Raw genomic sequence first — 233 nt, forward strand, 5'->3', positions numbered from 1 at the left:
CTGCGACAAAGGGCGCACACCCCACACTTGCGCGTTAACACAGCGTCCATCTTCATTCTGCATAGTTTTGCATCAATTTTACACGACCGCGCGCACCGGCCGCTCCTGGCCATTCGGGCCCCGACCACATGCAAATCGATCGATCTGGGAATGCTGCCGGCCTGGCAGGCCGTTTCACCCCGGTCAGCAGGGCGAACAGCGCGAAGATCGCGTAGAGCTTGGTGGCCAGGGTG

The 233-nt window shown here is 60.9% G+C and carries 1 protein-coding gene; it reads right to left on the reverse strand.

Annotation, left to right across the window (positions count from 1 at the left end; genetic code table 11):
* Positions 1 to 52 precede the first annotated feature (52 nt).
* Positions 53 to 233 (reverse strand): hypothetical protein (locus RMT89_RS45600; protein ID WP_315889631.1); only part of this gene is annotated, 181 nt, incomplete at its 5' end.

Origin of the sequence: Streptomyces sp. P17 (assembly GCF_032436805.1) — a bacterium.
Classification (GTDB): domain Bacteria; phylum Actinomycetota; class Actinomycetes; order Streptomycetales; family Streptomycetaceae; genus Streptomyces.